General features: G+C 54.6%; 1 tRNA gene and 2 rRNA genes (1 of these 3 cut by a window edge). All 3 read right to left on the reverse strand.

The annotated features are described in order from the left end of the window. Positions 1 to 3 precede the first annotated feature (3 nt). Positions 4 to 80: transfer RNA gene (locus GR198_RS35110), tRNA-Met, on the reverse strand. A gap of 132 nt (positions 81 to 212) precedes the next feature. Continuing rightward, a 5S ribosomal RNA gene (gene rrf / locus GR198_RS35115) occupies positions 213 to 327 on the reverse strand. A 241-nt stretch (positions 328 to 568) separates the two neighbouring features. Next, a 23S ribosomal RNA gene (locus GR198_RS35120) occupies positions 569 to 2,500 on the reverse strand; it runs 956 nt beyond the window's last position.

Consider the following 2,500-nt stretch of genomic DNA (forward strand, 5'->3'; position numbering starts at 1 on the left):
GTTTGGTTGCGGGGGCAGGATTTGAACCTGCGGCCTTCAGGTTATGAGCCTGACGAGCTACCGGGCTGCTCCACCCCGCGCCAGAGCAAATCGCTGGGATTTGCTTATGCATTCTAACACAAAAGGCCGCTTTGTGAGCGGCCCTTTTGTTTCGGCTTTGGGCCGTAGAGTTTGTGATGAGAAGATTGTTTTACATCAGTTGCGTTTTGCAGACCTGGCAGCGACCTACTCTCCCGCGTCTTAAGACGAAGTACCATGGGCGCAGGGGCGTTTCACGGCCGTGTTCGGAAAGGGAACGGGTGCAGCCACCCCGCCATAACCACCAGGTCGGCAAAGCGCAACTTTATGTTTTGAGAAGCTGGCAGGCGTTAGCCTGTTTTCTTTTTTGAACACGTCTTTTGGAACCTCTTCCGGCTGCGGGTGCTTGTGGCACCCATACAGGCCAGAGGCCGTCGCCAATCGTTTGGCGGGCCGTCCGCAGCGCCATTGGCGCGTCAGGACAAAGGTCTGGATCATCGATCCGGACAAACATTTCGTGTTTGCCGGGAGATGAGCATAGTCAATGAGAACGATCAAGCCAATCGAGCTATTAGTACCGGTAAGCTTCATGCGTTGCCGCACTTCCACACCCGGCCTATCAACGTGGTCGTCTTCCACGGCTCTGATAGGGAATACTCGTTTTCAGGTGGGTTTCCCGCTTAGATGCCTTCAGCGGTTATCCCGTCCATATGTAGCTACCCTGCTATGCCCTTGGCAGGACAACAGGTCCACCAGAGATATGTCCATCCCGGTCCTCTCGTACTAGGGACAGATCCTGTCAATATTCCTACACCCACGGCAGATAGGGACCGAACTGTCTCACGACGTTCTGAACCCAGCTCACGTACCGCTTTAATTGGCGAACAGCCAAACCCTTGGGACCTGCTCCAGCCCCAGGATGCGATGAGCCGACATCGAGGTGCCAAACAACCCCGTCGATATGGACTCTTGGGGGTCATCAGCCTGTTATCCCCGGCGTACCTTTTATCCGTTGAGCGATGGCCCTTCCACGCGGGACCACCGGATCACTATGACCGACTTTCGTCTCTGCTCGACTTGTCAGTCTCGCAGTCAGGCGGGCTTATGCCATTGCACTCGACGACCGATTTCCGACCGGTCTGAGCCCACCATCGCGCGCCTCCGTTACTCTTTCGGAGGCGACCGCCCCAGTCAAACTACCCACCATACACTGTCCCGGACCCGGATAACGGGCCGCGGTTAGACATCCATGACGATAAGGGTGGTATTTCAAGGATGGCTCCACGGAAACTGGCGTCCCCGCTTCAAAGCCTACCACCTATCCTACACATGCCGACACGAATGCCAGTGTAAAGCTATAGTAAAGGTGCACGGGGTCTTTCCGTCTGACCGCAGGAACCCCGCATCTTCACGGGGAATTCAATTTCACTGAGTCTATGTTGGAGACAGCGGGGAAGTCGTTACGCCATTCGTGCAGGTCGGAACTTACCCGACAAGGAATTTCGCTACCTTAGGACCGTTATAGTTACGGCCGCCGTTTACTGGGGCTTCGATTCAAAGCTTGCACCTCTCCTCTTAACCTTCCAGCACCGGGCAGGCGTCAGACCCTATACGTCGTCTTGCGACTTCGCAGAGCCCTGTGTTTTTGATAAACAGTCGCTACCCCCTGGTCTGTGCCACCCCATAATAGTTGCCTACCATGGGGTCACGCTTCTTCCGAAGTTACGCGTGCAATTTGCCGAGTTCCTTCAACATAGTTCTCTCAAGCGCCTTGGTATACTCTACCTGACCACCTGTGTCGGTTTCGGGTACGGTCTATACGGTGGAGCTATTTCCTGGAACCGCTCCGCTGCCCATCCAATCCAATAAGAATGAACAACTTGTGCAATCCGTCACTACCACCAGGCCCACGAATATTAACGTGGTTCCCATCGACTACGCATTTCTGCCTCGCCTTAGGGGCCGGCTAACCCTGCTCAGATTAACTTTAAGCAGGAACCCTTGGTCTTTCGGCGAGAGGGTCTCTCACCCTCTTTATCGTTACTCATGTCAACATTCGCACTTCCGATACCTCCAGGAGCCCTCACGGGTCTCCCTTCATCAGCTTACGGAACGCTCCGCTACCACGTGTATTGCTACACATCCTCAGCTTCGGTGCATGGCTTCAGCCCCGTTACATTTTCGGCGCAAAGACCCTTATTTAGACCAGTGAGCTGTTACGCTTTCTTTAAATGATGGCTGCTTCTAAGCCAACATCCTGGTTGTTTTGGGATCCTCACATCCTTTCCCACTTAGCCATGACTTGGGGACCTTAGCTGGAGGTTAGGGTTGTTGCCCTTTTCACGACGGACGTTAGCACCCGCCGTGTGTCTGCCGAGTAGTACTCCCCGGTATTCGGAGTTTGGTTAGGATCAGTAAGACGGTGAGTCCCCATAGCCCATCCAGTGCTCTACCCCCGGGGGTATTCGCTCGACGCTCTACC

This window comes from Rhizobium leguminosarum, assembly GCF_010668065.1.
Taxonomy (GTDB): domain Bacteria; phylum Pseudomonadota; class Alphaproteobacteria; order Rhizobiales; family Rhizobiaceae; genus Rhizobium; species Rhizobium leguminosarum_S.